Source organism: Lentisalinibacter sediminis (assembly GCF_040706615.1).
GTDB classification, from domain to species: Bacteria; Pseudomonadota; Gammaproteobacteria; order Steroidobacterales; family Woeseiaceae; genus Lentisalinibacter; species Lentisalinibacter sediminis.
On the sequence record NZ_JAPDRF010000004.1, the window covers coordinates 75308 to 101047 of the forward strand.

Sequence of the window (25740 nt, forward strand, 5' to 3'; positions counted from 1 at the left end):
AGAATAGCAAATGAAGGATACGGTGTTTGTGACGGCGTGACCGTGATCGCGAGCGATTTTCGAGCTCAAATGTGCCGCAACGGGTCCTGGCCAGAGCCCAGGATCCTTAGAATGACAACGCCATCGTCGTTGAGGCGATAGTAGACCGTGTGGGACCCGTGTGGGACCCGTAAACGTAACGGCGGATTCGCGGTCGGACATGGCCCAGATCGCTACCGAGCAAAGGATGGCGGGTCAGCATTTCCATAGCCGAGATCAAACCTCGGCCGTATGACCTGGCCTGGGCAGCCCCGAATTGGCGAACCGAGAACTCTGCGATCTCTCGGAGGTCCTTGGTGGCGCGCCAAGAGAGACGATACTCAGCCAACCTTCTCGGTGGCGCGTTCCAGCGCGTCTTCCCAAATTTCGCTGGCCGACAAATCGCTCAAGCCGCCGGCGTCGGCCGCGTCTATCAGTTCGCCCAGCTTCAGTTCCGCCAGTCGGAGTTCCTGATCGCGGCGAATCAAGTCGCGCACATACTCGCTGTCGTTGCCATAGCGGCCACAACGAATCTGCGCCTTGATCCACTTATCCATTTGATCGGTAACGGTTATCGTCTTGCGTGTCATGCTCATCACGGTGTCCGAGTGGTAACAAAGTATGACAATATCATACATAAGGCACCGATCCCGTGCCAATGAATCTGCCTGGATGCCGTCAGGACAGTCAGACCAGAAAGTCGTTGGATTGCCGCGGAAAGGGAGGCAAATAAATGTAGGAGGGGCTTTAGCCCCGATCCATTTTCCAATCGGGCCTGAAGGCCCTCCTACATCATCAGCGCGCCTGGGATTCCTCCAGGTAGCGGAAGAAGTCCGAGTCCGCTTTCAGCATCAGCGTGCTGTTCGGGCCCAGCGCGCGGTAGCTCTCCAGGGTGCGGAAGAAGGCGTAGAACTCCGGGTCCGCGCCGAAGGCTTCGCCGTAGATGCGGGTGGCTTCGGCGTCGGCGTTGCCGCGGATCTCCTCGGCCTCGCGGGCGGCCTCGGACTGGATGCGCTGCAGCTCGCGCTGCATCTCGCCGAGTATCTCCTGGGCGCGGCCCTGGCCTTCCGCGCGGAAGCGTTCCGCAATCGACTGGCGCTCGGCGATCATGCGGGCCTCCACCTGGCGGCGGACGGACTCGATGTAATTCACGCGCTTCACGCGCACGTCCGCCAGCTCGATGCCGAGCTCCGGCATCAGCCGCCGGGCGCGGGTGAGGATCTCCTGCTCCAGCAGCTCGCGGCCGAGTTTCGGCTTCTGCTGCAGGTCCACGTCGTCGCGCTGGGCGAGTGCCGGGTCATCGTCCTCCAGCGCCTCCATGTCCACTTCCCAGTCCCGCGAGCGGATGATCTCCTCCAGCTGGGTGGAGGACACCATGTCGCGCACGACGGAGTCCACGATATCGTCCAGCCGGGTGCGGGCGCCGAGCTCGTCGCGCACGCTCCTCAGGAACTGGAGCGGGTCGGCGATGCGCCAGCGCGCCGTCGTGTCCACCAGGATGAACTCGCGGCCCAGCGTCGGGATCTGGGTGACGTCGCCGTCCCAGCTCAGCAGACGCTTGTCGAAATAGCGCACGTTCTGCCAGGGCATCTTCACGTGCATGCCCGGCTCGGTGACGACGTCGCCGATGGGCTCGCCGAACTGCACGATGATGGCCTGCTCGGCCTCGTCCACGATGTAGAGCATGGTAATGCCGGCCAGGGCGAGTACGAGCACCGCACCTGCTGCAATCACGGTCTTCATTCGTCACCTCCCGTGCGCGGCGCGCGGTTGCGGTTCACGTCGAGCAGCGGCAGCGGGCCCACCTGCTCGTCCTGCACCACCAGCACCTGGCCGATGGTCGGCAGCACCTCGTTCAGCGTCTCCAGATACAGCCGCGAGCGCGTCACCTCCGGCGCGTCGCGATACTCGTCCAGCACCGCGGTGAAACGCACGCTCTCGCCGAGCGCCCGGTTCACCCGCTCGGTGGCATAGCCTTCCGCCACCGCGACGGTGCGGATGGCGGCGCCCTCGGCCCGCGGAATCTCCTGGTTCACCCGCTTCTGCGCCTCGTTGATCATGCGCTCGCGCTCCTGGCGCGCCTCGTTCACCTCGTTGAACGCCGGCTGCACCGCGCGCGGCGGCACCACGTCCTGCAGCTCCACCGTAATGATGTAGATGCCGGAGTCGTAGCGGTCCATGATCTCCTGGATCTCGTCGCGGCCCTGGGACTGGATATCCACGCGCCCGACGGTCAGCACATCCGAGCCCAGCCGGTTGCCCACCACCCGGCGCATCACCGACTCGGAGATGTCACGCAGCGTGCGGGTGGGCTCGCGCAGCTCGTACAGGAACTTGATGGGGTCGTTGATGCGGTACTGCACCACCCACTCGACGTTGATGATGTTGAGATCGCCGGTGAGCATCGCGGACTCGTTCTCGAAATCCGCCTGGCTGTAGCGGGTGGTGCCCTGGTCCCGCACCTCCTGGGTTCGGAACCCGAACTCCTGCTTCAGCACCCGCTCGGTGGCCACGAACTGGGTCTGGTCGATGCCGAAGGGCAGCTTGAAGTGGAGACCCGGATCGGAAATACCGATGACGTCGCCGAAGCGTTTCACCACCGCGCGCTGCTCGGGCTGCACGGTGTAGAACGAGGTCATCGCCCCCCAGGCCAGCAGCAGGACGACGATGCCGATGATGATCGGCTGCGCCGACGGCCCGCCGCCACCGCCGCCGCCCGCGGATTTCAGGCGGTTGATGATGTCGCTGATGTCGGCGGGCCCGTCGCCGCCGCGTCCCTTGCCGTTCGAGTCGACCACTCGGATCATGGGGAGCTCCCTGTGGAATCAGGGGGCAGAGTGTACGGGTTTTGGGAGGAGAGATGTAGGAGGGCCTTCAGGCCCGACTGGGCAGGGGATCGCGGCTAAAGCCGCTCCTACAGAGGCTCGTCCTACCCTCGCGACACCGCCTGCGTGCGACGAATGAACCGGCTGATCCGCCACGCACGCCGCATCACCAGGAAGTGCGCGGCGCCGAAAGCAACCCAGAGCGCGAAGAGCAAACCGTCCGCGACGCCGAGAACGTGCCCGCCGTAGCCGATGGCAACGCCCAGGGCCGACGCGCCGGCCATGACTGTCAGGCAGCCGCGGGTGGACAGACCCATACGCTGCAGGATGTGGTGGATGTGCTCGGAGTCCGCGCGGAAAGGCGACTGCCCCTTCAAAATCCGCCGAAACATGCTGCCGAAGAGATCGAATAGCGGCAGCGCGGCGAACCACAGCCCCACCACCGGCGACATGACCCGTCCTTCACCCTGGGACAGCCCGATGACCACGAAGGCCACCGCGAAACCGAGCACCGTGCTGCCCGCATCGCCCATGAAGGTGCGAACACGCCGGTTCCCCTTCATCGGGAAATTGAACACCAGGAAAGCCGCGATGGCGGCGCACAGCACCAGGATCAGCGACTGCCATGCCGTGTTGAACCCGACCAGCAGACAGCCCACCAGCGCCATGAGCGTCACCGAGCCTGCCAGCCCGTCCATGCCGTCCAGCATGTTGAAGGCGTTGATGACGGTGACAATCACCAGCACCGTGAACACGAGCGAGAACGGACCCAGTTCGATGACGCCGGCGAACAGCGGGTCGCCGATGTCCGCAACGAGGATGCCGGCGCCGTACACCGCGATCAGCGCAGCACACGCCTGGCCGATGAGCCGGGCCGCGGCCGGCAGGTCGAAGCGGTCATCGATAGAGCCAACGACCACCAGCAGCAGTGCCGCGAGGTAGAAGAAACCGGGAACGCTGGGTTCTGCGGACCACAAGAACGGGAGGGTGAAAGTGAGCCCCGCGAACATCGCCAGACCGCCGATGACCGGCACATCCCCGATATGGGATTTCCGGCCGCCAGGCGTATCGATGAGGTGGACGGCGACCGCGACCGGCCGCAGCGCGAGGAGAAAGAGAATCGTTATGGAAAACGCCAGTACGGCGGAAAAAGGCATTCCGTCAGCCATCGGCAGACACTTCCCTTGTGGTCAGCAGCGAAAACCCAAAGCGACTAAATCGATTAGTCCGTTAACCCCAACCCTTGCAGGCTTTTCGACGCTCTTACCGATGCTTTATTGTGCTCTTAGTCGCCACGGTGTCACGACTAAAAAGACCGTATGTGGGTCTTGGCGCACATGGTACCCCGGATTATGAAAAAAACAACTACTTAGATCACAAAAATCACGTAGTCGATCAGATCTCCGACCGCCGCTGCTCTTTCAGCCACTCCACGATCTTCTTCACGTCCTGGGCGCGCTCCTTCGGCAGCACCATCACCGCGTCTGCGGTCTCCACGACCACGAAGCCGTCCAGCCCCACCGCGGCCACCAGCCGGCTGCCGGCGCTCACGTAGGTATCCCGGCAACCTTCGGCAATGACATCGCCGAACAGCGAATTACCGTCGCCGTCCTTATCGGCCACATCGTGCAGCGCCGACCAGTTGCCCACGTCGCTCCAGCCGGCATCCAGCGGCACCATCATCGCGCGCGTCGTTTTCTCCATAAGCGCGTAGTCGATGGAGTCCGACGGGCAGGCATCGAAGGCCTCGGCGTCGAGTCGGACGAAGTCGCCCTCCTCCCGACCGTCTACTGCGCGGCGGCAGGCGGCCAGGATCTCCGGTGCGTGGATTTCCAGCTCAGCCAGCAGCTCCCGAACAGGGAAGAAAAACATGCCGCTGTTCCAGAAATGCTCGCCGCCGGCTACATAGCGCTCGGCAGTGGCGGCATCCGGCTTTTCCTCGAAAGAGGCAACCGGCACCGCGCCATTGCCTTCTGGCTTCGCCTGAATGTAGCCGTAGCCCGTGTTGGGATGATCCGGTACCACACCGAAGGTCAGCAGATTGCCGGCCTCGGCCGTCGGCAACGCCGTGCGAACCGCGGCGAGGAAGGCCTGCGGATTCGTAATCATGTGGTCTGCGGGCAGGATGAGCAGCAACGGGTTTTCGTCGGGGTGGACAACCTCGGCCAGCAAGGCTGCGAGAGCCGCCGCCGGTGCCGTGTTCCTGCCCGCCGGCTCCAGCACCATCGAGGCAGCGGATGCAGCTTCAGTCCCAAGTACCTCTGTCAGCTGCTCGCCTACGGCGAATCGGTGCTGCTCGTTGCAGACGACGATCGGTGACTCACAGGCGTCACCCAATCCTTCCAGGCGACGCAACGTTTCCTGCAGCAGGGAGCGTTCGCCGGTCAGGCGGAGAAGCTGCTTCGGATTCCCTGCGCGAGACGCCGGCCAGAGGCGAGTGCCGGAGCCGCCGCAGAGGATGACGGGGATGATCAAGCGGCACCCCCGTGCTCCCGATACCACTCGTAGGTCGCGCCTATCCCGGCGCGAAGCGACCATTTCGCCTCCCAACCCAGGCTGTGCAGTCTGGATACGTCGAGCAGTTTCCGCGGAGTACCGTCCGGCTTTGAGGTATCGTACTCGAGCGAGCCATCGAACCCGACGACATCCGCCACGAGCTCTGCAAGATCGCCGATGGGGATATCCTCTCCCACTCCGATATTCACGATCTCCGGATTACTGTATGTCTCCGCGAGAAATACAACTGCATTAGCGAGGTCATCCACGTACAGAAACTCCCGCCGCGGATCGCCCGTGCCCCAGATCGGCACTGCAGCGTCACCGCGCTGCTTCGCCTCGTGGAACTTGCGGATCAGCGCTGGCAGCACGTGAGAGGTCTGCAAATCGAAATTGTCGCCAGGACCGTACAGATTAGTCGGCATCAAGGAGATGGCATCAAAGCCGTACTGCTTTCGATAGGCCTGGCACATCTTGATGCCGGCAATCTTTGCCACCGCATACCACTCGTTCGTCGACTCCAGAGGACCGGTCAGCAGCGTATCCTCGCTCATCGGCTGAGGCGCCATCTTCGGGTAAATACAGGAAGAACCCAGGAAGACAAACTTATCGACGCCCGCCTCGTACGAGTACTGGATGAGATTCGTCTGAATCCGCAAATTGTCGCGGATGAAATCGGCAGGATATGTGTCGTTGGCCAGAATTCCGCCCACCTTGGCCGCCGCATCGATGACCACGGTGGGACGCTTGGTCTCCAGGAATTCCCGTACGGCATCGCCGCTGGTCAAATCGACCTCGCTGCGGGTCTTCAGAACAAGGTTCTCGTAACCCTGTCGCTCAAGTTCGCGCACCACGGCCGACCCGACCAGCCCGCGATGGCCGGCCACGAAGATGCGGTCACCCCTATTCATGATAATTGAAGGCCCGATAGCCCTCGCGCTGGATCAGCGCATCCCGCCCGGCAATCTCGAGATCCGACTCCACCATCTCGCTCACCAGTTCCCTGAATCTGATCTTCGGCGTCCAGCCGAGCTTCTCTTTCGCCTTGGTGGGATCGCCGAGCAGCGTCTCCACCTCCGTAGGCCGGAAGTAACGGGGATCGATACGGACGATGACATTGCCATCGGCGTCCACCCCATGCTCCTCCACGCCCTCGCCCTGCCAGCTGACAGTGATTCCCAGTTCAGCCGCAGCTAGCTCCACAAACTCTCTCACCGAGTGCTGCTCACCCGTCGCGATCACGAAGTCCTCCGGCTGTTCCTGTTGAAGCATGAGCCACTGCATCTCGACGTAATCGCGGGCGTGCCCCCAATCACGCAGCGCATCGAGATTACCGAGATACAGGCAGTCCTGAAGTCCCGTCTTGATACGGGCCAGAGCGCGAGTGATCTTCCGGGTCACGAAGGTCTCTCCACGAATGGGCGATTCGTGGTTGAACAGAATGCCGTTGCAGGCGTAGAGCCCGTAAGCCTCACGGTAGTTTACCGTGATCCAGTAGGCGTAGAGCTTGGCAACAGCGTAGGGCGAGCGCGGATAGAACGGCGTGGTCTCGGTCTGGGGAGTCTCCTGTACCAGCCCATACAACTCCGACGTCGAGGCCTGATAGAAGCGAGTCTTCTCCTCCATGCCCAGAATCCGGATCGCTTCCAGGATACGGAGGCATCCTACGGCATCCGCATTTGCCGTGTATTCCGGCGTCTCGAATGACACGGCGACATGGCTTTGGGCTGCAAGATTGTAAATCTCATCCGGCTGTACCTGCTGGATGATTCGGATCAGATTCGTCGAATCCGTCAGGTCGCCGTAGTGCAGGATCAGCTGCGGATTCGGCTCATGGGGATCCTGGTAGAGGTGGTCGATGCGGTCTGTATTGAAGGAGGAGGCCCTCCGTTTAACGCCATGGACCTCGTAACCCTTTTTCAGGAGGAACTCTGCCAGGTACGCGCCATCCTGGCCGGTGACGCCGGTAATCAGTGCCGTCTTGCCCATGTCGCTCTTCTGTATTGGTGGTCGTCTATCCATCGCCCCGCCGACGCTTCGGATGTGCGATACGCTCCTCGCGGCCAGGAATATGCCCGCGACCAATGGCGTAGTAGGTGAAGCCCATGTGCTCCATCAAGTGCGGCTCGTACAGGTTACGACCGTCGAAAATTACCGGTTGTGTGAGCTTGTCCTTGATGGAGTCGTAATCCGGACTGCGGAACTCCTGCCACTCTGTGACGATGGTCAGCGCATCAGCGCCTTCCAGCGCCTCCATGGACGATTCGCAGAAGACGAGATCATCGCGCTTACCGTAGATGCGCTCCGCCTCCTCCATCGCAACCGGATCGTACGCGCGGACCGCCGCGCCCGCGTCCCAGAGCGCTTCCATTAGGACACGGCTGGGCGCCTCGCGCATATCGTCTGTCTTCGGCTTGAATGCGAGGCCCCAGAGGGCAAACGTCTTACCGTCCAGGTCCCCATCATAGTGTTCCAGGATTTTCTCGAACAAGCGACGCTTCTGTCGGTTGTTTACCGACTCCACAGCATTGAGCAACTCGGCATCATAGCCTACCGCAGTCGCGGACCGGGCGAGCGCCTGTACGTCTTTCGGAAAGCACGAGCCTCCATAGCCTATGCCAGGATAGATGAACTGGTAACCAATGCGCGGATCCGAGCCTATGCCGATGCGCACCTGCTCGATGTCCGCGTCGAATCGCTCGGCGAGATTGGCGAGTTCGTTCATGAAGCTGATTTTCGTAGCAAGGATAGCGTTAGCCGCGTACTTAGTCAGCTCCGCCGAGCGCACGTCCATGGCAATCAGCCGATCATGCTGGCGAGTGAATGGCTCATAAAGAACCCTCAGTAGTTCAGTTGTACGAGGATTGTCAGCGCCCACGACGATGCGGTCCGGCTTCATGAAGTCATTGACCGCGGCGCCCTCTTTCAGGAACTCTGGATTCGATACTACATCGAACTCCAGCGGCACCCCGCGCTTGGCGAGCACCTGCGAGACACGCTCGCGGATCTTGTCAGCCGTGCCGACCGGCACCGTAGACTTATCCACGATGATACGGTACTCGTTCATGTGCTCGCCAATACTCTCGGCCACAGCCAGCACGTGCTTGAGATCCGCCGACCCGTCTTCGTCCGGCGGCGTTCCTACGGCGATGAACTGGAACGTGCCGTGGTCGACGCCTTTCTCAATGTCCGTGGTGAAATCGAGGCGGCCTGCCTCGATGTTGCGCTCCACCAGTGGCTCCAGTCCTGGCTCGTAGATCGGGAGCTCGCCCTTGTTCAGGCGCTTGATCTTGTCCTCGTCGATATCCACGCAGACCACGTGGTTGCCCATCTCCGCCATGCAGGCACCGGTGACTAGGCCCACGTAGCCAGAGCCGAAAATTGTAAGTCTCATAATAGCTGCCAAAAAACGCAGGATTGCACTGCATGGTCTGTGGAAAGCGTAAAATCCTATCCCTTTAGTGCACCGCTGGACCAGACCTCCTTCTCACTTTGGAAAATCGACACAATTCCATGCACACCCTCACATGTCGGCCGTGAGAAATGCGGGATCGCCCCGAAGATTCCTACGTCTAAAGCCTAGGGGATTCAGCGATGAAGCAGAAGCAGTACCGATCAGGAGCAGATTTCCATGCTGGAGCAGAACCACTTCGGCAGGCCATCATCACCGCAACCAACCTGTCCCTTCACGAAAACAAGCGGAGTTCCGATAATCGCTGTCAATCCAGTATTACAGCGTGTAGATATGTGAGAATAGATAGGGCATTGCCCACCCCAAAAACACCGTCAGGCTTTAGGCCAAATCCGCAAGGAAGGACATAAGGAAAAACCAAAGGAGAATTGCGTTAGATACGCGATATGCCACTGTAGAAAGCGATTTCGCCTTGCATTGTTACTCCGGCATTAACACAAGTCCTCTAGCGCTGGTCGATGCCCAGCGAGTCACAAACCTTAAAAAAACTCGAGAACTTCTCATCAAGGGGCAACTTCCCAAGTGTCAATTTTGTCGCTCTGCGGCGGGAGGCTATCTTGGGCACTCGTCTTACTGCTACGGAAGATCCTCCATCGCATCGTATCGCCCCCCCTTAATATGGACTCCGTGTCGCATCTAGGCGATCTTCTCTTGGCCCAGACACGGTACCAGGTTAACTGGACCCCATTAAGTATACAGTTCGGGAGACCTCTTGATGGTGCTTCGCCAAAGCTAAGGAAAGAATGGCCAAATCTATACCTCTTTGCCATCCTCGCAAACGCCGAATCGGGTAGCGTTGACGCGCGCAACACATCTTGCCCACCCCATCAGTACACCCTTTACTCGCGCGATCTAGGCATGTTTTTCAGCCACGACAATCATAGATTTAGCCAAGGGAGGAATGCGCCCCACACGATAAAATTTTAAATTGGATAATCCGGCCTCTTCAAGCAGAGCGGATAAAGTCTGAATCGACCAGAACTTGATATGCCCATGATCCCATAACGCCGTAAAGTGATCGTCCATTTTGCCCGTGATCGCCAAGGCTAAGTTCTTCCAGTAGCCGTGGTAGGGCGTCGACAATATGGCTCTGCCTCCCACCTCGAGCAAGTCGTAAACTGTCCTAGCGTACTCCCTTGGAGAATACAGATGCTCAACGACCTCTAGACTTATCACTACGGGAAACGTGCCGTACATCCCCGCTAGGTCGTCATAAGCAGAGCCCCTCTCAAGGCTTAAGCTTGGAAAACTCCTATTGGCTTGCGAGATCCCCTCACGAGATGGATCTATACCGGCAACATGCCATCCTTCCTCCGCCAACCGTGCTGCAATGCTGCCGTTCCCACAACCAACATCGAAGAGTCTAGGCCGTTGCCCATTTCCCTTTAGCACTGCCCAAGAATACTGCAACTCTTTAAGGACCGTAGGCAAGAGGTAAGTATGAGCCGATGCATGACCTGCGTCCGGATGACTGTAACCGGATATTTCCTCTATATCCTTCATGCAAAATTCCTCGGTATGAGACCTCAATTAGCCTGAGCTTTGCTCGCGGCGAGAGACACTCAATTAGATTCAAGGTGGTACGGATACCAGTGGGCCCGAAGTCAAAGCCCAGCATCGTTATCGGTTCTGGTCTATCTATCTTTGCCAGTAGACCAATGGAAAAACTGCCCGAGTTTACTGACGTTCTTGAGAAACAGCGCCCTCGCTCCTCCAATCTGGTTCTGACGCAGCGCCCGATAGTCTTCACTGCTCTTCCTAATCAGATGATACAGCGACCTATTGCTCTCGCCACCCAGGCGCATCTTGACCAGGACTTCCCTTATATAAACTAGGGAAATCTTCCCAATCCCTAGCCATCTCAGTATCGCATCGTAATCCGCCGCTATACGGAAAGACGTGTCATACAGACCCCATCTCTCGAAGACTTCCCGCTTCAAATAGAGCGTAGGATGCGGCGGCATCCACCCGCGTGACAGATTACTCGGGTTATACTCACCCGCTCGCCAGTTTCGAATAACGCTGTGCGGCTCATGTGAAGACACATACTGTAAGTCCCCGTACACACCATCTGCCTCAGATCTCTCTAGAATAGATGCAACCTTCTCTATCACCGATTCGGATGCAAAGAAATCATCTGAGTGCAAGAGACCAATTACATCCCCAGTCGCACGTTGAATACCCTTGTTTAACGCGTCATAAATGCCTTTATCAGCCTCGCTATATACCTTGACTCCCGGGCCCGCCAACGCTCTCGCGAGCTCCAGTGTCCCGTCTGTCGACCCCCCATCTTGGATTATGTGCTCAATGTTCGAAAATGACTGGCTCCCGCAACTCTCGATTGCATGCGCTATTGTCGCTTTGCGATTGTAAACCGCTGTTATGATAGAGATTTTCATAGGCCGATTTTGCCCAGAAGGTTCAATCGCGATACTGCTTCGCCCGTATCGTTCGTGCAGATAACCGACAATAGCTGTGCACTTACCGGCGCTTTCACGGAAAATTGTTACCGTCTGCAGAGAAATACCAAACTCGCTTTTTGAACCGCGCGATAGCGTCAGCGCGAAGATTGGATATGTTACTGAAACGTATGGGACTCACTTCACCTCGATCCCCAGCTTCTTTCTTATGGCTGTGAGAGCATCAACTCCATCCTCTTCCATACAGCGACGCACTTCAGCGACCTTCGCATCCACCAGATATCTGTACCAGAATCCCTGTAAGAAATGAAACGAGGTCCCCTCACGCCCATCTAGGAACCCAGCACGTAGAAAATATCTGTAAACGAAGTAGAGCAGCGCTCTTGCCCCTAACGGCAGCCTCGAATACACGGATTCCTTCACCCATCGCTTGCGCGCATCTTGGCCAGCCCCTCTCGATTTAGCCACAGTATCGAAAGGCAGAAATGCAAACTCCAGATTCAACAGATCTACTGCTTCCCGACTAGCGTAGCTGTTGTGCTTATCGATCCACCAACTCAATGAGTTAAGGTTGTCATCTAATAGCTCACCTTCTAACTCCACTGTCTTACCAGATACTTTAATATGCTCATCCATCCACCGTTCTTCGCACCGGCCACGCCCTAAACGGAAGATTCGTATCACTTTAATGGGAAAGACGCCACCATATTTAATTCTCTTGCCTTGAAATTTCATCCGTCTCGCGAGGTAGACCCCATCGATATCTTCCGGAAGGGTCGACACTCTCGCCTTGATCTCGCTCGAAAGCGTTCCGTCTATGTACTCATCCGCATCTATTCTCAGAACCCATCCTGTGCTGTCCGCTAAGCAGGTTAACCCCCAGTTAAATTGAGTGGCATAATTAACCCACTTATGCTGGACCACCCGGGCACCACAGCGTCGTGCGATCTCTATCGTCTTATCCGTAGAGTAACTGTCCACTACCACCACCTCGTCTACACACGATCTAACACTCAAAATACACCGCTCGAGATGCAGTTCCTCGTTGAGCGTTAGAATCAGGGCAGTAATCCTATCACCGCGCATTGTCACCTCCTCCTGTCGCCGGCCGAAGTGGGGCAACGCTACGCGAAATAGCTTGCAGTCTGTAGTGAAAAAGCGATATCAACACACCGAAGGTTAAGTACTTGTAATGAGGATTCAAGAAGAACCCGTACAAGAGAATCAAATATATGCACAGATCAACCGGATTCGCGAGTAATCCCCGCAACAGGGCCCTAAACGAGATACTCACCAAGTAGATCGCTAGAATCACTACCGGTAAGAAACCCGATTTCGCTAGGTAGTAGCTGAAGATGCTGTGGGTAAATGGAAGTTCCCGCCCCCCAACATCAATCATCGCCCCGAACCCGTCCCCAGTTAGAACCTCTGGAAATCGCGATGCGCTATCCTTGAAGACATATAACATTTCACGAAACTTCTCAGATGATCCAGCGTAGACCATTTTCTCCGAGAAATTGGTGATCGCTATCTCTATAAGAGGCACCATCGGCAAAAAGATCAAAGAAAGTACGGCCAAGAGGAACACTCTATAGACAGGCCGACTCTCCGCCAATGCCCGCCAGATAGCTACCACCACAACCACAGCGACTATTGCCATTGGCGCGCGAAGCGCCGACACACTGATCGCGGCAGTTGACACGACCCCTGCAAGAAACAACGCGCCCCTCCACCAAGCCACTTGACGTCGATCGAGCAGTGCGCACCAGCCGTACGCGGCACTAAAGGTCACGAAAGGATCGGTATTCAGTTTGAGGAACTGATCGAAAGTAAAGCGCGTCTCTTCTCCGACGGCCTGCAAACTGAAGCCCGCGATAATCAGAAAGCGCAGCGCTATAATTCCCCCAAGAATCGCTATCCAGCACAATAACCAGTCAATTGTCCGACCGGACATACTTCGCCCCAAGAGCACTCCAACTCCCAAGAAGCAGTGCGCGACGAGATCACGCAGAATCTGTGTCTCGCCATTTTGCGGAGCACCTGATAACCCAATCAACATTGCCACCAAAAAGAACAGTGCAAACCATGGCTCAGGCCCAAAGTCTATCTGCTTCAAAGATGATGAAAAGACGGCGAGCATTAGCCCCGCCGCCATTACGACCTCAGTCGCTGATATTGTCTCGGGCGTTGGGTCACCCGACACCGCATACACACAAAGCACGAGCCACAGGAGAGCGATTTCCAGTGAATTCCGGGGGCCATCTATCGTAGTAGGCACCGTCAATTCATCTCTCTCGCGCAAACGAGGACTGATTTCTGCGAGGATCCCGCATTGCTACCCAGTATGCTGCCCGACGTAAGAGTCCAACCCCGATCAGAGCCTCAGCTACCTTTACCGCTATGCCGGCCAAGCTACGCTGAACAGCCGTTGTGGCTTTTCTATCGCGCCTAAAAAACCAGTCGCGATCCTCGCGCCCGGGAAATTTTTCGGCAAAGGCGCGGCTTCGCATATTCGCCTCTATTGCCACAGTGGAGATCCTTTCTTCAGTCGCACCAATCCCCAACTTCTCTACCACGGTCATTAAGGCCGCGCGGGGGTCAGTGCGCATGTCCTCATAAGCGATTACGCAGTGCGCGAATTCAGGCTGCGTTGCAACACTCTCGTACAGCACGATTTCAATCGATTTAAGAAGGCCAATCGTCATCGCATACAATACAAACGGAAGGCGGAATTTTTCGTTAGAGAAATGGTGATAATGGCTGAGGAGAGTGTCGACTCGAGAGCGCCGAGTAACGACAACTCGTGCACCCTTGTCAATCAGGAACCGAAGCCAGTCCCGATCATAACTGTGTATCTTTGCGACAAGATGCAGCTCCCGCGCCGCATCGAATATTCCTTGAGGATCGTGGAATAAGTTGATGTTACGGGGGTGCCGTGCCGCCTCCCAATCTTCTGGTAACTCCTTTTGATCGATAAGATCGACGAGCATCGTAAAGATCCATGTCGAGCCCGACTTATACACACCATTGCATACAATTAGCATAGCCAGTCTCTTCGATACCCTTTGGATAGTTGGTTTCCTACCACACGCCAGCATCGCCCCCCCATCCTAGCCTCGCTCCGCGTGAGCAAGAGGGCGGCCGGCGTTGTCACCGACCACTGCGCTTGTGAAGCAAGCGTCCATAGACCGATGGCTCATGCGTTACCAAGTCAATACTCACACCGATCAATGCCCCCGCCCCCACCGCTACCAATAGCGTTTGGCTGTCCCTAGCCAGCCAAAGCGTACTCAATAGTAAAGCGAAGACTTGCAGTGAAAGCACTTGATATCTCCTCGCCTCGTAAAGGCGCACGCGAGCAAGTTGAAAAAGCCCCAGCACTATTCCCACGAGCACCATTACACTTGTAGCACCTCCAGGAAGCGGGAGGAAAATTGGGAGGACAAGAGACAAGAGCGATATCGAGACAAGGCCCGCGTACACGGCGCCCTGCTTCAGAGCGTACGGGTCCACAGCGAAGAACATGCGCGCGATAACACCAAACCCGTTTATTACTCGCTGCATCAAATTTGCAAGCAGTTCCTCAACGCGGAGAAACTCCAGGTTCGCGAGAATATAGATCCAATTAGCCCACACATTACTTAAGATCCCGAACAGAATACCGCCCCTTCCCGCGTAGATATACGCTCTTGTCCACCGGAGAAAGTATCGTGCACTAGCAATTCGTCTTATGGACCTAGCATCCGCATAACCACTAAGGAGAATTACTGCACCAGGGATCAGAGCAGAGAGCGTACAAAGCCAAATGATCCACGTACTACCGGCATTAAGAAGCAACAGAATTGCCGCCGTGAAGAAAACCACGTTACCCCTAAGAAGCAGCGCAATAGGCGCGCGATCCCTTACGATCAGAAAGTTCGTTGATACCGTATTGATTGATAACGCTACTGTTAACGGAGCGATGGCGAAAAACTTGGTAGCATCATGCAACACACTCGCGAATGCGACAGCAACCACCAGCAACACACCAGAGATCGCCACTGCCAAAGCCACACCGTAGAAAAGTGCTAACAACGTTGAAAATAAACGCCGATGTCGAAATCGGGATATAAAGAAATTGTCTATTCCCAAGCGCGAGATCGTTGAAAAGATAGATGCTAATACGATTGCCTCAACAGTTGATTTTGCATTCTCCGGCTGGTGATGCGTGACCGCAACCCAGGCAAAAATCAGTTGACCAACGACACCGATACCTTGCGCTAGAAAACCAACCGCAATTCTTCTCGAAACCGTCACTTAGGACTTCTCAAGCCATAATTCCTACACGTTACTGATAACCTAAAGCGGCCAGAACATCACCCATCGACCTTCGAAAATTGGCCTCATTCTCTCGAAATAGACTATCGCCCTTCCATTTATTCGCCTGACCTTTCGAGAACGTAGGGGTACCACCAAAGAGCCTTGAAGCCACCGATTCGATATCCTGCTCCGTTACGCTATCTCCTAGAAGTTTCGCAATACGTTCGATCTGCGACCACTGACCTTCATATGTTCCACCTCCATTTGGGCCGACAAGGTCTTCAAAGCGGAACACGTTGTTCGGAAACCGCTCCGACCAGGGGAGGAATCGCTCGTAAGCACGGCGGAACGAATGGATGATCTCTCTGTCGTCACGAAGACCGTTGAGAACGATATTTAGATCGAATTGCGGGTATCCGGTCAGTGCTCGACCCAGAAAGATATCGCGCCGACGTGGAAAATAATCCAAGTGCGACAGCAATACATCTCGCGGATCTCGTACCACTAGTATCGGCACGACGTGCTTTGCTTCCAGAAGATCCGCGAACTCCGAACTATAGCCTGCATGCCCTGTTATGAACTCCCCATCGTTCAGCCCACCAAGTTTACTTTCTATCCACTTTTTCCCAATGCATGTTTGACGATACATTCCGATATCGATCTTCGTTCGATCCAACGGGTTATTTCGAATGAGCTTACGTACGAGTTGAAACCGGCCGCTTAACAGCGTGTCGGCGATTCCAAGCTGCGCATATCTGTATCCAAGCAACTCGAGAGCTTTGTGAAGCATGTTCGTGCCGGATTTCGGCACTGAATTAATTAATGCTCGCATTACGAATCATCCGCGTCAGTTTCAGAAACAAGCGTGGGTTTATGAGGTATAACTCAGCGTGAGTACATCACCTTGAGTAGACCCCAAAGCGGCCTCCATGCATGAATATCGCGATTTTCCCTGATGCTAGGCCCGATTACCCCATAACCAAGGCCGCAACGTTTCTAAAAGCCTATATCGGTCAATTGAGGAGCCTCTCCTACCGCAGTAAGCTAGTGCATTTCGCTGGCCCGCAGCACGGTTGGTTAAGGTCTTGTTTGTCGACTAAAATCGCAGCCCTGCCCGCATTCCGATTATCGCGGTCACGAAAAATGCTGATAAGAGCCCGACAGCAAGACCTATGGCCACTATCAAGACCGGCTTCGGCCAGTCAGGCCTGCTGGGAACAACCGCACCGTCAATCACCCGGAACGCGTACTCCTCAGTTCCACGCGCTAACATCAACTTCTGCAATTCGTTCTCGAGCAGACGGCCAATCGATTGCTGCAAAGTAACAATATTTGTACTCGCAAGTTGCTCGCGTAAATAGGCCACATTCTCTTCGGATTCACGCAAGGCTCTTAAACGCAACTTGTCGTTAAGGCGACTTACAATGTCATTCGCCCACGCAGCCGCCAAGGCAGGATCAGTCCATTTGATAGTCACTGTAACCAAACTAGATTTCGAGTCTTCTCGAACTTCGAGTACTTTGTCGTGAAGATAGTCAACCGCGTCTCGAAGATCAGGTTCCTCGCGCAACTCAGGAGCTTGCTGATTCGATGCGCTATCCTGATTGGCGTTTCCGAAAAACTCCGTCGATAAGCTATTTGCTTGGATAAAGTCACGCGCGAATTCGCGAGATTCTATGGTTGCAATAGCCTCTTGAGAGTCTCGATCCCCGACGTTCACCCCCGCCAGCGCTGCCAATCCTCCGAATTGCCCGCTTAGCGCACTTACTGAATCATCGTCGGCCGGCATCAAGAGCACACTAGCTCGATACCATTCCGTAGCAAATACGATGTAAACCACAGCCACTATAACTCCACCACACATGGCAAGAAGGGTGAGCCATCTGTAATTCCAGATTCGCTGCAGTAACTGCACTAGATCCAGGCCCTCATAACCAATCTGCCGCCCATTGTCTTTAGGCACACGCAATAAACCGGAATCTGGCATATCGGGCGGCGGGGAAGTACGGGCTTTGTTTCGGTTAGCCATCGAATTACTTGGCGCTGGATCTAGACGTCGACTAGAATGAATTCACGGCGGCCGCAGCGATAGCGAGGTTATAGACAATCTGCGTCGCGTTAGTCCAAAGCGTAATCGGCTTGACCTTATCCGCATGAAGAGGGACCACGATTGTATCCCCAGGTTTTATATTCAACCCGCTGGATCGCGCAAAGAATCTGGACTGACTGCCAACCACAACCTCACCATTAGCTCGGACTACATAGGTTCTTTTGGCATCTGCTTTTCGAGTCACCCCGCCACTTCGCTCAATGTAGTCCTCTCGACTCAAGCCCGAATCGTGCAGATGCGAAGTCGTATATTGAACCTCTCCGAGAACGGTTACTTCCTGTGCCTGCACGGGAATCATAAGCCGATCACCATCCCGTAGTACGATATCCTCAGCCTTATCAGCGAGAACCGCCTCCAGATCAATGACAAGCCTCCCAACGGGCTCGGTCGTCCGCAATTGCTTCAGGAGGGCCTGCCCAATACTTACAGCCTCAGACTGACCAGAGTCAGAAAGGGACATGGACGCGAGATCGCTCTCCAGACGATTCGCGAGCACATCTAACTGCTCCCGCTCTCTTTCTTTGAGTATCTCACGCGTAAAAACGCTGCCGTCTGAGAATGCAAACTCCGTGAGGCCACCCGCTCGTTCCAGTACCGACCGCAAAGTCTCACCACGCTGAATCGGATACCGGCCAGGGAAAGCCACTTCGCCTTGGATCTCTACGAACTGCTGATCCTGCCAGCGCGGAATTTCCTTGACGTTCAGATAGTCGAACGACTGTACGTAGAGGTCTTCCTGCGGATCACCGGCTAGCGCTTTCTCGAGGTCAATCTCGATCAGCTCGACCTCTCGCCTCTCGCCCTCAACGATCTCGTAACGCGTCAGCTCCGCCTCCGCGAGATAGGCCGACTCATCCAGACCGCCTCCGGCACGGATGAGGTCAGAGACACGCATATCCTGCTCTAAGGGATACTCTCCCTCTGCGTTGACACGGCCGCCCACCCGAGCGAGCGGAAGCGGTTTGCTCCGCGACGAGCGTAGCCGCAGTTCATCCAGCAGTGGACCAACCACGTGCTCACGGCCGACCTCGAGATCGAATACGTAAACGGTATCCCTAGGTTGTAGACGAACATCCGCAGCACTGCCCGGCGCGCGCCACGCAGCGTCCAGGTCCGCGGAGAGGACATTCAGGTCGCCATTGGTCGGTAATTCGCGTCGAATCAGTACATAGTGGAGGTCACTGCCCTCTTTGAGTTCTCGGCTGTTGCGGATAAGACCCGAAATGGAAATGCCGGGCCGCCACTGATAGTCACCGGGCCGCTGGACGTTGCCGACCAGTCGGATGGACTCCTGCATCTCCGAAATACCCGTAGGAACGAGTACAGTGTCGCCATCCAGTAGCTTCAGGTCGCGGCCTCCAGCGGTTTCCTGATCGGCCTCGAGCACCAGAAACCCGGCCGCAGGTTCCAGACGCCGGACCTTGACTCCCGCCTTGTAGGCGGTGGGCCTGAGGCCGCCCGCGAGAGATATGGCATCCTCGACGTCTGCACCTCCGCGGTACTCGTAAATGGCGGGCCTGTTAACCTCACCGGATACGGCTACACGTGTACCGACAGGTGGAACGAAAACCACATCGCCGGATTGCAGCCGGAGATCATCGCGGGTATCACCACGTAGCAACAGGTCGTACACATCCAGGGTGCGGACCACCTCGCCGGCACGCTTCAACTGGATACGTCTCAACGTGCCTTGTTCGGCCACTCCACCGCTGATAGCCAGTGCGGTCGTGATCGTCGCCATGGGTGAGACCGAATACGAACCCGGCTCTTTGACGTCTCCCACCACGAATATCTGCAGCGCGCGGAGTTCTCCCAGTGTCACGCTGGCTTGAGTGCCGATGAATTGCTCGCGCACGCGCTGCCCGATCAGCTCCTGAGCGCGCGAATAGGTGAGGCCCGCCACGGTGATCGGACCAATCTCCGGAAAGCGGATCGCACCGTTTCGCTCGACCGGCAACTCGTACTCCACATTCTGGTTACCAAAGAGCTGAATTTGCAGCGTGTCGCCAGGACCAATGATGTAGTCGGCCGCCACCGGCACAGCACGGTTTGGCCGCAGCCTCTCGGAATCTGCCTGAAAGATCTCGTAGCCGAAAGGCTCGAGAGCCTCGACACCCATGGGCTCCAGCGGCAAGCGACTCACCGAAATAGACAGCAGCGAAAGCGAGGGTTCGGCCGCCAACCTGAGTGACGCCTGTCGCTCGGTCAGCCCAGCCAGCGCTATGTCTCCGACCCCGGGCAGCGCCAATCGGCCCAGCGCATCCAACTGGTAGGGATTGCCATTGAGGAGCCGCTGGCGCAGAGCGTTTCGTCCCTCTTGCACCGCTTCGCTCAGCGTTGGAGCATCAGTGACTCTGTCACTGACCTCGAGCACCAGCGTGTCAAACGCACCAAAAACCGGCGGACCTGCTGGCCTTTCTTCCACCTCCTGCGCCTGAGGGGTCGGCATCTCCTCACCGGCCGCTTCGTCCTGAGGCTCCGGCTCAGCCTGGCCAGAAGAGACCCGCAGATTCCGAAGCTGCTCCATCGCCGCCTGCCGCTGGGACGGCGGCAGCTGGTTCAGCATCCGCTGCTGCTCGGGAGTGAGCGATACGGATTGGGCGTACGCAACGGAGCCGAAACCCAAAACCACGCCAGCAGTCAGGAGCAGCGCGGCGAAAAGAACGAGAAGCCTGAATGGACCTTGCACGGTTATCCAAATTGCTGTGTGAGTCTTACGAATACGCGCACATCGGTGGAGTCCGTGTCCGCGACCTTGTCATCGAGCTGCTGGACGCCCACGCCCAGATCCAGCTTGCCGAATTTCGTATCCCGGCTGTGGGTCACGCTGAGGTCGAGCAGATCCTTGGGCGTGGCGGTGATCGTATTGCGCTCGTCAGGCGCGCCGAAGCGGTTCAGTTCCGAAACCCGGGCGCTGATGTGCCATTTGCCGTACTTGTCGTGCTGCGCCAGCACGCCTGCGGTGACGGTACGCGCGTCGTTGTCGGTGGAGTAACCGATGGGGCGCTCTCTGTAGCGATAGCCGGTCGGGTAGGCGCCGTTGTTGTAGGCGCAATTCGGGATCTTGGAGTCCTCGTGGAACTGGCAGGTGGTATCGGCAAACTCGGCATACGCATGCCAGTCCGTTTTGAGCATCTCGCTGCGCCCCCAGAACTCGACACCGGCCATGCCCATGTACCGGCTCGGGAATCCGCCTGCCTCGTCCTCGCCGATGAACTGGCCGTAGACGGCATACGGCAGGTCGCCGATGGGCGACAGCCAACGAGCGTCGAAACCGGCCAGCTGGTTGGCCTCGTCGCCTTCCCGACCCTCGCCTTCTTCCACGTTGGTGTCGCCGGCCAGGATCTTCAGGAAGGCATCCAGGTCGCACGGACGGCCCGAGCCGCACCACTGGGCGGTGCGTGACAGCCCGATCTCCAGCGACGGCAACGGCTTGAAGTTGACCCGCCAGCCGAAGAATCTGGTATTCGGAACAGCCCGGTCGTCCTCGAGCTGGCCCCAGATCAGGCTGGTGGACCAGGGGCCGAGCCATGACAGCAGAGGCGTCTCAAACGGTGTGGAGAAGTTGCGTTGCAGCACGAAAGCCGGGATCGGCCGCGCGTTGTTGGAGAGGATGAGGTCGCCGCCCCACCCCGGGCCCCACCAGCGGTCTACCGCAGCGGCGCCTACCATCCAGTTGCCCAGTGCGAGCATGGCGTAGGAACCGTCGAGCCGCCAGTCCTGATCGTCGATGGGATCGTCGGAGAAACCGACCTGGAGCTTCACGGCGACCCGGTTACCCACGTAGTCGGTGGAAGCCCTGGTTTCGACGTCGCCGCGGGGCGTGTCCTCGAAGTTGCGGATTTCCAGCGGCTTTTCGGCGAAGGCGACGGAGCCATCGGTGTTCCAGCGCCCGGTGCGGGTTTCTTGCTTGACGAGGTCGCGGGTCCGCTCCAGCGCCCGGGCGGCCGGCGCCGAGATGGCCTCCATGTCGTGGAAGGTCTCCACGCCGGACGCAATATCGCCCGTGGAGAGCGGCCAGCTGGAGACGGGGCCTTCGATGACGCCCTCGTCGGCGAGGCGCTGGATGTCGGACTTGAGCCAGGGGTCGCCGGGTGCGATCCAGGGTTCGGCCATGGCAAGAGGCGGGAGGAGCAGAGTCAGGGCGGCAGCAAACGACAGCAGTCGTTGCCTCCCACGGCCCCCGCCGTGGTCACTCCGGTGTCCCTGGAGAAGTCCCACTGATACAGCCGCCCAAGCCCGAAAGACAGGATTCTAGAGAGCCCGGGCGGGAGTCGCAACTTATGTCATGAATCCTGGCTCGGGCGGTCAAAGCCACGCCGGTGACGGCAGTACCAATCGACCGTGCGGGCAAGCGCACTTTCGAAATCGTGTCGGGGTTTCCAGCCGAGTTCCTCACAGACCTTCCCGCTGTCGATGGCGCAGCGGAAATCATGCCCCGGCCGGTCGTCCACGAATCGGATCAGATCGCGGTACGAGCTGGCGTCTCGCGGCGCTGTCCGGTCCAGGTGGTCGCAGATGGCGCGGACGACCGCGAGGTTGGTCCGTTCATTGCCGGCGCCCACGTTGTAGGTTCTGCCAACCTGACCGCCTGCCAGGATAGCGAGCAGAGCGGTCACGTTGTCATCCACGTAGAGCCAGTCGCGCACGTTGCTGCCGTCGCCGTAGATCGGCAGCGGCTCGCCGGCGAGTGCGCGGGTGATGGTCAGCGGTATGAGCTTTTCCGGATGCTGCCACGCCCCGAAGTTGTTGCTGCTGTTGGAGACGAGGATGGGCAGGCCATAGGTCCGGTGCCAGGCTCGCACCAGGTGGTCGCTGCCCGCCTTGCTGGCGGAATACGGCGAATGGGGGTCGTAGCGTGACCGCTCGGACCATGGCGCGTCCTCGGCATCCAGGTCGCCGAAGACCTCGTCGGTGGAGACGTGCAGCAGCCGGAAGTGCTCAGGCGAACGGGAACCAAGCAGCCACGCCCTCACCGCCTCCAGCAGCTCGAAAGTGCCCACGATATTGGTGTGGATGAAGGGGGACGGGTCGTCGATGGAGCGATCGACGTGGGTCTCGGCGGCGAGGTGGATGAGAGCGTCAGGCCGGAAGCGGCTCAGAAGGCCGGCGATGGCCGCTCGGTCCCGGATATCGACTACCTCGAGAGAATGGCGGGGATCATTGAGGACCTCGGCCAGTGCCTCACGATTGCCGGCGTAGGTCAGCTTGTCGACCGTCAGGACCTCGCAAGCGGTGTCGCGGATGAGAGTGCGGACGAGAGCCGAACCGATGAAGCCGGCGCCGCCGGTGACCAAGATGCGGTGGAGGCCTGCTTGTTCGAGGTTATTGGGAGGCACGACAGATCGGGCCTGAAGGCCCTCCTACATGGGTTTAGCGGCGCAGGCGCCGCACCCGCTCCAGCAGCGTCTGGGTCGAGGCGTTCTTCCCCTCGTATTTCGCCGGATCGCCCACCGCCGGCACCAGCCCCGTCGCCAGCTTCTTGCCCAGCTCCACGCCCCACTGATCGAAGGCGTTGATGCCCCAGATGATGCTCTCCACGAAGACCTTGTGCTCGTAGAGGGCGACCAGCTGGCCGAGGGTGCGCGGGGTCAGGGCTTCGAACAGGATCAGGTTGCTCGGCCGGTTGCCGGGGTGGACCTTGTGGGGCACCAGCGCCTCGATCTCGTCGGAATCCATGCCCTTCGCCTCGAGGTCGGCGTGGACGTCGTCCTCTGACTGGCCCTCCATCAGCGCCTCGGCCTGGGCCAGGCAATTGGCGATGGCGAGGTCCTGCTGTTCCTGGCTGGCGCCGGAGGACTTCGCCGGCAGCAAAAAGTCCACCGGGATGAAGCGGGTGCCCTGGTGCAGGAGCTGGTAGAAGGAGTGCTGGGCGTTGGAGCCGGCCTCGCCCCAGATGACCATGCCGGTGTCGCAGCGCACGGGCTTGCCGTCGATGCGCACGCGCTTGCCGTTGGACTCCATCTGCAGCTGCTGCAGGAAGGCCGGGAAGCGTTCCAGGCGGTTGTCGTAGGGCAGGATGGCCTGGGATTCCGCGCCGAAGAAATTGTTGTACCAGACGGCCAGCAGCGCGAGGATCACCGGCATGTTCTCGCCGAGCTTGGCCTCGCGGAAATGGCGGTCCATGGCGTGGCCGCCGGCCAGCAGCTCGCGGAAGTTCTCGCTGCCGATGGCCAGCGCGATGGAGAGCCCCACCGCCGACCACAGCGAGTAGCGCCCGCCCACCCAGTCCCAGAAGGCGAAGCGGTAATCGGCGTGGATGCCGAACTCGTCCATGGCCTGGTGGTTGGTGCTGGCGGCGGCGAAGTGGTCCGGCACCGCGTCCTCGCCCAGCTGCCCGGCCACCCAGCGCCGGGCGGCTTCCGCATTCGTCACCGTCTCCAGCGTGGTGAAGGTCTTGGAGCAGATGACGAACAGCGTGGTGGCAGGGTCCAGCCTCTCGGTGAGGTCGGCGAGCTGAGTGCCGTCGACGTTTGAGACGCAGTGCAGGCGGATGCTCTTCACCCGGTGGTGATGCAGCGCGGTGGCCGCCATGACGATGCCGAGATCCGAGCCGCCGATGCCGATGTTGACGACGTCGGTGAAACGTTTCCCACTGCTGCCGCGGATGCCGCCGGCATGAACGCCGTCGACGAAGGCGGCCATCTGGTCCAGCACCTCGTGGACGTCGTGACTCGCGTCCTGTTCGCCGTCACGGTAGGCCTCATCCCGCGGCGCGCGCAGCGCGGTGTGCAGGACGGCGCGGTCCTCGGTGCGGTTGATGTGCTGGCCGGCGAACATGGCGTTGCGGAGCTTCGGCACGCCCGCCTCCCGCGCGAGCGCAGTAAGGAGCTTCAGGGTCTCCGCGGTGACCAGGTTCTTGGAGTAGTCGAGCAGGAGGTCGCCGGCTTCGAGCGTTAGCCGGGTGGCGCGGCGCTTGTCGCGCCGGAACAGGTCTTTGAGGTGCGTGTCCCCGAGATCCTTGCGGTGGCCTTTCAGCCGGCGCCAGGCCGGCAGGTCGGTGGGATAGCGGGCGGAGAGCTTGCGCGGATCCGCCATGGGCTCAGGAGGCCTTCGCCGCCTGCAGGTCGACGTTGTAGAAGTCCACGTACCACTCGACGAAACGCCGCACGCCCTCCTCCACCGTGGTGTTGGGCTGGTAGTCAACATCGGCGATGAGGTCGTCCACGTCCGCCCAGGTGTCCGGCACGTCGCCGGGCTGCATGGGCAACAGGTTCTTCTCCGCCTCACGGCCCACGCACTGCTCGATCACCTGGATGTAGCGCATGAGCTCCACCGGCTGGCTGTTGCCGATGTTGTAGATGCGGTAGGGCGCGCGGCTGGTGCCCGGGTCCGGGTTCGCCGGGTCCCAGTCCGGGTTGGGCTCGGCCACGTGGTCCATGGTGCGGATGACGCCCTCGACGATGTCGTCCACGTAGGTGAAGTCGCGGCGGTGGTTGCCGTAGTTGAACACGTCGATGGGCTTACCCTCGATGATGTTCTTCGTGAACATGAACAGCGCCATGTCCGGCCGGCCGAAGGGACCGTAGACGGTGAAGAACCGCAGGCCCGTGGTCGGCAGGTCGTAGAGGTTCGAGTAGGTGTGGGCCATCAACTCGTTGGCCTTCTTGGTGGCGCCGTAGAGGGCCAGCGGATGGTCCACGTTGTGATGGATGGAGAACGGCATCTCGGTGTTGGCGCCGTAGACCGAGCTGGAGGAGGCGTACACCAGGTGCTCCACATTGTTGTGGCGGCAGCCCTCCAGCACGTGCAGGGTGCCGACGATGTTGGAGTCGATGTAGGAGTGCGGGTTCTCCAGCGAATAGCGCACACCTGCCTGGGCGGCGAGGTGGACGACCCGGTCGAAGCGCTCGTCGGCGAACAGCTTGTCCATCGCCGGCCGGTCTTCCAGGTTCATCTTCACGAAGCGGAAGCCCTCGCGGCCCTCCAGGTTCTTCAGGCGCGCGAGCTTCAGGTTGACGTCGTAGTAGTCGTTCAGGTTGTCGAGGCCGACGACTTTGTCGCCGCGGTCGAGAAGATATTTGGCGGTGTAGTAGCCGATGAAGCCGGCGGCGCCCGTGACGAGTACTTTCATGTGCGTTCCTTGTCGTCGGTCTCTGA

At 58.6% G+C, this 25740-nt stretch carries 22 protein-coding genes; all 22 read right to left on the minus strand.

All coding sequences use genetic code 11. The features are described 5' to 3' along the window. Positions 1 to 106 precede the first annotated feature (106 nt). Positions 107 to 367 carry a type II toxin-antitoxin system RelE/ParE family toxin gene (locus ACJMKX_RS08990; RefSeq protein ID WP_405223925.1) on the minus strand — a complete coding sequence of 87 codons (261 nt, stop codon included), beginning with the start codon at positions 365 to 367 and terminating at the stop codon, positions 107 to 109. Continuing rightward, the gene (locus ACJMKX_RS08995; protein ID WP_405223927.1) at positions 360 to 614 is read right to left on the minus strand and encodes a type II toxin-antitoxin system ParD family antitoxin; all 255 of its coding nucleotides are present in this window, start codon (positions 612 to 614) and stop codon (positions 360 to 362) included. The genes ACJMKX_RS08990 and ACJMKX_RS08995 overlap by 8 nt, the downstream gene beginning before the upstream one ends. A gap of 199 nt (positions 615 to 813) precedes the next feature. Beyond that, positions 814 to 1761, minus strand: coding sequence for a protease modulator HflC (hflC, locus tag ACJMKX_RS09000; RefSeq protein ID WP_405223929.1), 948 nt, complete (start codon positions 1759 to 1761; stop codon positions 814 to 816). After that, the gene (gene hflK / locus ACJMKX_RS09005; RefSeq protein ID WP_405223931.1) at positions 1758 to 2825 is read right to left on the minus strand and encodes an FtsH protease activity modulator HflK; all 1068 of its coding nucleotides are present in this window, start codon (positions 2823 to 2825) and stop codon (positions 1758 to 1760) included. Before hflK ends, hflC begins: the two co-directional genes overlap by 4 nt. A 122-nt stretch (positions 2826 to 2947) precedes the next feature. After that, positions 2948 to 4012 (minus strand): hypothetical protein, encoded by a 1065-nt coding sequence (locus ACJMKX_RS09010; protein ID WP_405223933.1) that lies wholly within the window; start codon positions 4010 to 4012, stop codon positions 2948 to 2950. Positions 4013 to 4238: 226 nt separating this feature from the next. Then, complete coding sequence (locus ACJMKX_RS09015; RefSeq protein ID WP_405223935.1) at positions 4239 to 5318, minus strand: mannose-1-phosphate guanylyltransferase/mannose-6-phosphate isomerase; 1080 nt, start codon at positions 5316 to 5318, stop codon at positions 4239 to 4241. Continuing rightward, a complete protein-coding gene (locus tag ACJMKX_RS09020) occupies positions 5315 to 6250 on the minus strand; it encodes a GDP-L-fucose synthase family protein (protein WP_405223937.1) in 936 nt (311 codons plus the stop codon). The genes ACJMKX_RS09015 and ACJMKX_RS09020 overlap by 4 nt, the downstream gene beginning before the upstream one ends. Beyond that, a complete protein-coding gene (gene gmd / locus ACJMKX_RS09025; RefSeq protein ID WP_405223939.1) occupies positions 6243 to 7328 on the minus strand; it encodes a GDP-mannose 4,6-dehydratase in 1086 nt (361 codons plus the stop codon). Before gmd ends, ACJMKX_RS09020 begins: the two co-directional genes overlap by 8 nt. Positions 7329 to 7353: 25 nt before the next feature. Further along, positions 7354 to 8733, minus strand: coding sequence for a UDP-glucose dehydrogenase family protein (locus ACJMKX_RS09030; protein WP_405223941.1), 1380 nt, complete (start codon positions 8731 to 8733; stop codon positions 7354 to 7356). A gap of 930 nt (positions 8734 to 9663) precedes the next feature. Beyond that, on the minus strand, positions 9664 to 10314 hold the full coding sequence (locus tag ACJMKX_RS09035; protein ID WP_405223943.1) for a class I SAM-dependent methyltransferase: 651 nt from the start codon (positions 10312 to 10314) through the stop codon (positions 9664 to 9666). A 131-nt stretch (positions 10315 to 10445) separates the two neighbouring features. Beyond that, positions 10446 to 11210 (minus strand): glycosyltransferase family 2 protein, encoded by a 765-nt coding sequence (locus tag ACJMKX_RS09040; RefSeq protein ID WP_405223945.1) that lies wholly within the window; start codon positions 11208 to 11210, stop codon positions 10446 to 10448. 198 nt (positions 11211 to 11408) lie between these two features. Then, positions 11409 to 12317, minus strand: a complete 909-nt coding sequence (locus ACJMKX_RS09045; protein ID WP_405223947.1) for a glycosyltransferase family 2 protein — start codon at positions 12315 to 12317, stop codon at positions 11409 to 11411. Next, the gene (locus tag ACJMKX_RS09050; protein ID WP_405223949.1) at positions 12307 to 13386 is read right to left on the minus strand and encodes a hypothetical protein; all 1080 of its coding nucleotides are present in this window, start codon (positions 13384 to 13386) and stop codon (positions 12307 to 12309) included. Before ACJMKX_RS09050 ends, ACJMKX_RS09045 begins: the two co-directional genes overlap by 11 nt. Before the next feature lie 130 nt (positions 13387 to 13516). Continuing rightward, the gene (locus ACJMKX_RS09055; protein ID WP_405223951.1) at positions 13517 to 14329 is read right to left on the minus strand and encodes a sulfotransferase domain-containing protein; all 813 of its coding nucleotides are present in this window, start codon (positions 14327 to 14329) and stop codon (positions 13517 to 13519) included. Between the two features lie 52 nt (positions 14330 to 14381). Further along, positions 14382 to 15527: a hypothetical protein gene (locus ACJMKX_RS09060; protein ID WP_405223953.1), complete on the minus strand. Its 1146-nt coding sequence runs from the start codon at positions 15525 to 15527 to the stop codon at positions 14382 to 14384. 31 nt (positions 15528 to 15558) lie between these two features. After that, positions 15559 to 16362 carry a sulfotransferase family protein gene (locus ACJMKX_RS09065; RefSeq protein ID WP_405223954.1) on the minus strand — a complete coding sequence of 268 codons (804 nt, stop codon included), beginning with the start codon at positions 16360 to 16362 and terminating at the stop codon, positions 15559 to 15561. A 264-nt stretch (positions 16363 to 16626) separates the two neighbouring features. Then, entirely contained in the window at positions 16627 to 17559 is a 933-nt protein-coding gene (locus ACJMKX_RS09070; protein ID WP_405223956.1) for a Wzz/FepE/Etk N-terminal domain-containing protein, read from the minus strand. 31 nt (positions 17560 to 17590) lie between these two features. After that, on the minus strand, positions 17591 to 20329 hold the full coding sequence (locus ACJMKX_RS09075) for an SLBB domain-containing protein (protein ID WP_405223958.1): 2739 nt from the start codon (positions 20327 to 20329) through the stop codon (positions 17591 to 17593). 2 nt (positions 20330 to 20331) lie between these two features. Next, positions 20332 to 21756, minus strand: coding sequence for a capsule assembly Wzi family protein (locus tag ACJMKX_RS09080; protein WP_405223960.1), 1425 nt, complete (start codon positions 21754 to 21756; stop codon positions 20332 to 20334). Positions 21757 to 21926: 170 nt separating this feature from the next. Further along, complete coding sequence (gene rfbB / locus ACJMKX_RS09085; protein WP_405223961.1) at positions 21927 to 22937, minus strand: dTDP-glucose 4,6-dehydratase; 1011 nt, start codon at positions 22935 to 22937, stop codon at positions 21927 to 21929. A gap of 76 nt (positions 22938 to 23013) precedes the next feature. After that, positions 23014 to 24678: a glucose-6-phosphate isomerase gene (gene pgi, locus ACJMKX_RS09090; protein WP_405223963.1), complete on the minus strand. Its 1665-nt coding sequence runs from the start codon at positions 24676 to 24678 to the stop codon at positions 23014 to 23016. A 4-nt stretch (positions 24679 to 24682) separates the two neighbouring features. Beyond that, entirely contained in the window at positions 24683 to 25714 is a 1032-nt protein-coding gene (locus ACJMKX_RS09095; protein ID WP_405223965.1) for an NAD-dependent epimerase, read from the minus strand. Positions 25715 to 25740: the final 26 nt, after the last annotated feature.

Bases quoted from the DNA above. Each gene is read 5' to 3' on its own strand.
- ACJMKX_RS09080 (WP_405223960.1), bottom strand. From the start codon at position 21,756: ATGGCCGAACCCTGGATCGCACCCGGCGACCCCTGGCTCAAGTCCGAC.
- ACJMKX_RS09070 (WP_405223956.1), bottom strand. From the start codon at position 17,559: ATGGCTAACCGAAACAAAGCCCGTACTTCCCCGCCGCCCGATATGCCA.
- hflC (WP_405223929.1), bottom strand. From the start codon at position 1,761: ATGAAGACCGTGATTGCAGCAGGTGCGGTGCTCGTACTCGCCCTGGCC.
- hflK (WP_405223931.1), bottom strand. From the start codon at position 2,825: ATGATCCGAGTGGTCGACTCGAACGGCAAGGGACGCGGCGGCGACGGG.
- ACJMKX_RS09035 (WP_405223943.1), bottom strand. From the start codon at position 10,314: ATGAAGGATATAGAGGAAATATCCGGTTACAGTCATCCGGACGCAGGT.
- ACJMKX_RS09040 (WP_405223945.1), bottom strand. From the start codon at position 11,210: ATGAAAATCTCTATCATAACAGCGGTTTACAATCGCAAAGCGACAATA.
- ACJMKX_RS09030 (WP_405223941.1), bottom strand. From the start codon at position 8,733: ATGAGACTTACAATTTTCGGCTCTGGCTACGTGGGCCTAGTCACCGGT.
- gmd (WP_405223939.1), bottom strand. From the start codon at position 7,328: ATGGGCAAGACGGCACTGATTACCGGCGTCACCGGCCAGGATGGCGCG.
- ACJMKX_RS08995 (WP_405223927.1), bottom strand. From the start codon at position 614: ATGAGCATGACACGCAAGACGATAACCGTTACCGATCAAATGGATAAG.
- ACJMKX_RS09010 (WP_405223933.1), bottom strand. From the start codon at position 4,012: ATGGCTGACGGAATGCCTTTTTCCGCCGTACTGGCGTTTTCCATAACG.
- ACJMKX_RS09020 (WP_405223937.1), bottom strand. From the start codon at position 6,250: ATGAATAGGGGTGACCGCATCTTCGTGGCCGGCCATCGCGGGCTGGTC.
- ACJMKX_RS09045 (WP_405223947.1), bottom strand. From the start codon at position 12,317: ATGCGCGGTGATAGGATTACTGCCCTGATTCTAACGCTCAACGAGGAA.
- pgi (WP_405223963.1), bottom strand. From the start codon at position 24,678: ATGGCGGATCCGCGCAAGCTCTCCGCCCGCTATCCCACCGACCTGCCG.
- ACJMKX_RS09050 (WP_405223949.1), bottom strand. From the start codon at position 13,386: ATGGCGGCGGGGCTAATGCTCGCCGTCTTTTCATCATCTTTGAAGCAG.
- ACJMKX_RS09055 (WP_405223951.1), bottom strand. From the start codon at position 14,329: ATGCTGGCGTGTGGTAGGAAACCAACTATCCAAAGGGTATCGAAGAGA.
- ACJMKX_RS09065 (WP_405223954.1), bottom strand. From the start codon at position 16,362: ATGCGAGCATTAATTAATTCAGTGCCGAAATCCGGCACGAACATGCTT.
- ACJMKX_RS09095 (WP_405223965.1), bottom strand. From the start codon at position 25,714: ATGAAAGTACTCGTCACGGGCGCCGCCGGCTTCATCGGCTACTACACC.